We start from the raw sequence: 3,484 nt of genomic DNA, 5'->3' as shown, positions 1-3,484 counted from the left end.
GGCACGTGGACGCCCGGCCGGGCGGGCGCTCCGGCGGCGAACGCCGTCCGCCCGGCCGTACTCCTTCGTGGTACCCCCCCATGTCCGCAAGGGGGTGGGCACCATCGCGCCCGGGAACGCCGGTCCGCACACTGGAGGTGCCGAGGTCGAGCGGGGCGGTGGCGCGTCAACGGCGTGTCCGGTACGGATCGCCACCGCCGTCGGCCGGCACGCGGACGACGGACCGGACGGGGGGAAGCAGATGCGTAGCGGTGACCGCATGAGCGCAAGGAACCGGACGCGTACGGGGATGCGGCGGCGGCCCGTACCGCAGGAGACCCAACGCCGGCGTGAGCGCAGAGCCGTGACGCGGGCGGCGGTCGCGGCGGTGTTGGTGCTGGCCGCGTCGCTGGTCGTGGCCTCGGCCGGGGTGGGCGCGGGTTCGAGGGGGCGCGTGACGCCGCATGAGGGTGCTCCGCCCTCAACGCAGGGGTATCCCCAGCGGGACAACGACCCGGCGGCGGACCACCGACCAGCCTCCCCCTACTCCGCCCCCTCCCCCGTGAGATGCGCGAACGCGTCAAGGTTGCGGGTGGATTCGCCGCGGGCGACGCGCCAGGCGTACTCCTTGCGGATGGCCGTGGCGAAGCCCATCTCCAGCAGGGTGTTGAAGCTGCCGTCGGCGTTCTCCAGGACCGTGCCGAGGACGCGGTCGAGTTCTTCGGGTGTGACGGCGTTGAGGGGGAGCTTGCCGACGAGGTAGATGTCGCCGAGCTGGTCGATCGCGTAACTGACGCCGTAGAGGCGGGTGTTGCGTTCGAGGAGCCAGCGGTGGACGGCCTCGTGGTTCTCGTCCGGGCGGCGGACGACGAAGGCGTTCACGGAGAGGGAGTGGTTGCCGACGATGAGGGAGCAGGTGGTGGAGAGCTTGCGGATGCCGGGGAGTGTGACGACGTAGGTGCCGGAGGCGGGGGACTCCCACTCCAGCCCGGCGTCGCGGAGCGTGTGCTCGATCACCGCGCGGACGGCGGCGCACCCTCCCGTGACCTCGCCATCGCCGGAGGCTCCGGCCGCGGGGGTCCGTACCGCGTCGTTCCGGGCCCCGCCGTCCTTCACCGCGTCACCGCGCGTCGCGTCCGTCCCCGTGGCACCGCCCGTGGCCGTGCCGTCGGCGGGGATGCGGCCGTCCGCCATGTCGTCACCCATGGGGCGATCGTAGGTGACGGCGCCGCTCCTGGAGCGCCGCGACGTAGACGTCCGCGGTGGCCGCCGCCGCGGTGTCCCAGCCGAAGGAGCGGGCGTGCCGGGCGGCGGCGGCGCCCATCCGGGTGGCCAGCGTCGGGTCGGCGGCGAAGCGCGCGAGGGCCCGCGCGTAGTCGGCGGGGTCGTGGCCGGGGACGAGGAAGCCGCTGTGGCCGTCGCGCACGGCGACCGGCAGGCCGCCCACGGCGGCGGCGACGACCGGTGTGCCGCATGCCTGCGCCTCGACGGCGACCAGCCCGAAGGACTCGCTGTGGGACGGCATGACCAGCACGGACGCCGCGCGGTACCAGTCGGCGAGCTGTTCCTGGCCGACCGGTGGCCTGAAGCGCACCACGTCGGTGATGCCGAGCCGGGCGGCGAGCTTCTGGAGCCCCTCGGGCTTGGCCAGGCCGCTGCCGCTGGGGCCGCCGACGACGGGGACGACGAGGCGTGAGCGCAGCGCGGGGTCCTCGTCCAGCAGGACGGCGACGGCGCGCAGCAGGACGTCCGGCGCTTTGAGCGGTTGTATCCGGCCGGCGAACAGGGGGATGAGGGCGTCCTGCGGCAGTCCGAGGCGGGCCCGCGCGGCGGCCCGGCTCGCGGCGACCGCGGCGGCCTCCGCGTCCTCGCTCCCGGGCACGCCGGCCCCGGGGCCCGTGGGGCGGAAGCGTTCGAGGTTGACGCCGGGGTGGACGACGGCGACCTTGCGGGGGTCGGCGTCGTAGTGCCGTACGAGTTCGCCGGCCTCCTCGTCGGTGTTGGCGATCAGACGGTCGCCGGCGCGGACGATCTGGGTCTCGCCGATGACGCGGGCCGCGGGCTCGGGGGTGTCGCCCGCGGCGAGCGCGGCGTTCTTCACCTTGGCCATGGTGTGCATGGCGTGGACGAGGGGGACGCCCCAGCGTTCGGCGGCGAGCCAGCCGACGTGGCCGGAGAGCCAGTAGTGGGAGTGCACCAGGTCGTAGTAACCGGGGCGGTGACCGGCCCATGCCCGCATCACCCCGTGGGTGAAGGCGCACAGCTGGGCGGGCAGGTCCTCCTTCGCCAGTCCTTCGTAGGGGCCCGCGTCGACGTGCCGGACGAGGACACCGGGGAGCATTTCGACGGACGGGGGCAGGGCGCCGGTCGTGGCGCGGGTGAAGATCTCGACCTCGATGTTGAGCGCGGCGAGCTTTCTGGCCAGCTCGACGATGTAGACGTTCATTCCCCCGGCGTCCCCCGTGCCGGGCTGGTGGAGCGGGGACGTGTGCACGCTGAGCATGGCGACCCGGCGGGGCCGGCGCGCCACGCCGGGCCGGCGTAGCCGGGGCGGGCCCGGGAACTGGCCGTGGGTACGGCCGCGGAGCCGGGACACGTATGGGCTCACTGGGAGCTACCTCCTACAGGGCGGGCTGCGACTCCGGGCTCCTGCAACAACGGAATGCCCTCGTCCATTTCCCGGCGGGCACATCCGGCCGCCACCTTTGCCAAAGTGTGACCAAGAGGACGGAGGGCCGCAGCGCGCCCCCGGAGGCCGGGCCCTCCCGCCCGGCCGTCCCCCCGCCTCCGCTTACGCTCGACGTCATGGCCCGCCGCTCCCCCGTCCCCGCCGCCCCGGCGTCCGCAGCCTCCCGCCCCGTCGGCACCGCGACCCGCGGCACCACCAACCCCAACCGTCTGCGCCGCATGGACCGCTGGATAGCCGCCGAGCACGGCCGGGCGCTGCGCCGCGCCGACGACCCCGTCGCCGTGGACCTCGGGTACGGCGCGGCGCCCTGGACGGCGGTGGAGCTGCTGACCCGGCTGCGGACGGTCCGGCCGGACGCGAGCGTGGTCGGCGTCGAGATAGACCCGGAGCGGGTGGCGGCGGCCCGGCCCTACGAGCGGCCGGGGCTGGACTTCCTGCACGGCGGCTTCGAGGTGCCGCTGCCGGGCGGCGGGCGGCGGGCCCCCGTCCTCATACGCGCGGCGAACGTGCTGCGGCAGTACGACGAGGACGGGGTGGCCGCCGTCTGGGAGCGGCTGTGCGCGCGGCTGGCCCCGGACGGGCTGCTGGTCGAGGGCACCTGCGACGAGATAGGGCGGCGGCACGTCTGGGTGGCGCTGGGCCCCGAGGGGCCGCGCACAGTCACCTTCGCGGCCCGGCTCGGCTCCCTGGACACCCCGTCCGACCTGGCCGAACGCCTGCCGAAGGCGCTGATACACCGCAATGTGCCCGGTGAGCCGGTGCACGCCTTCCTCCGCGATTTCGACCGCGCCTGGGCGGCGGCCGCGCCCCTGGGGT

3 protein-coding genes are annotated in these 3,484 nt (G+C 75.1%); 1 reads left to right on the top strand and 2 read right to left on the bottom strand.

The window, feature by feature from the left end; translation table 11 throughout:
- Positions 1 to 522: 522 nt before the first annotated feature.
- Positions 523 to 996, bottom strand: a complete 474-nt coding sequence (locus AC51EU_RS28680; RefSeq protein ID WP_496270004.1) for a type III secretion system chaperone family protein — start codon at positions 994 to 996, stop codon at positions 523 to 525.
- 181 nt (positions 997 to 1,177) lie between these two features.
- Positions 1,178 to 2,587, bottom strand: coding sequence for a D-inositol-3-phosphate glycosyltransferase (gene mshA / locus AC51EU_RS28675; RefSeq protein WP_496270003.1), 1,410 nt, complete (start codon positions 2,585 to 2,587; stop codon positions 1,178 to 1,180).
- Positions 2,588 to 2,784: 197 nt separating this feature from the next.
- Between mshA and AC51EU_RS28670 the strand changes: the two genes are divergently transcribed.
- On the top strand, positions 2,785 to 3,484 hold a 700-nt coding region (locus tag AC51EU_RS28670), incomplete at its 3' end, for a class I SAM-dependent methyltransferase (RefSeq protein ID WP_496270002.1).

The sequence above is a fragment of the Candidatus Streptomyces philanthi genome (genome assembly GCF_059553635.1).
Note: the sequence above shows the minus strand (reverse complement) of the source record. Positions and strands in the feature narration are given on the sequence as shown.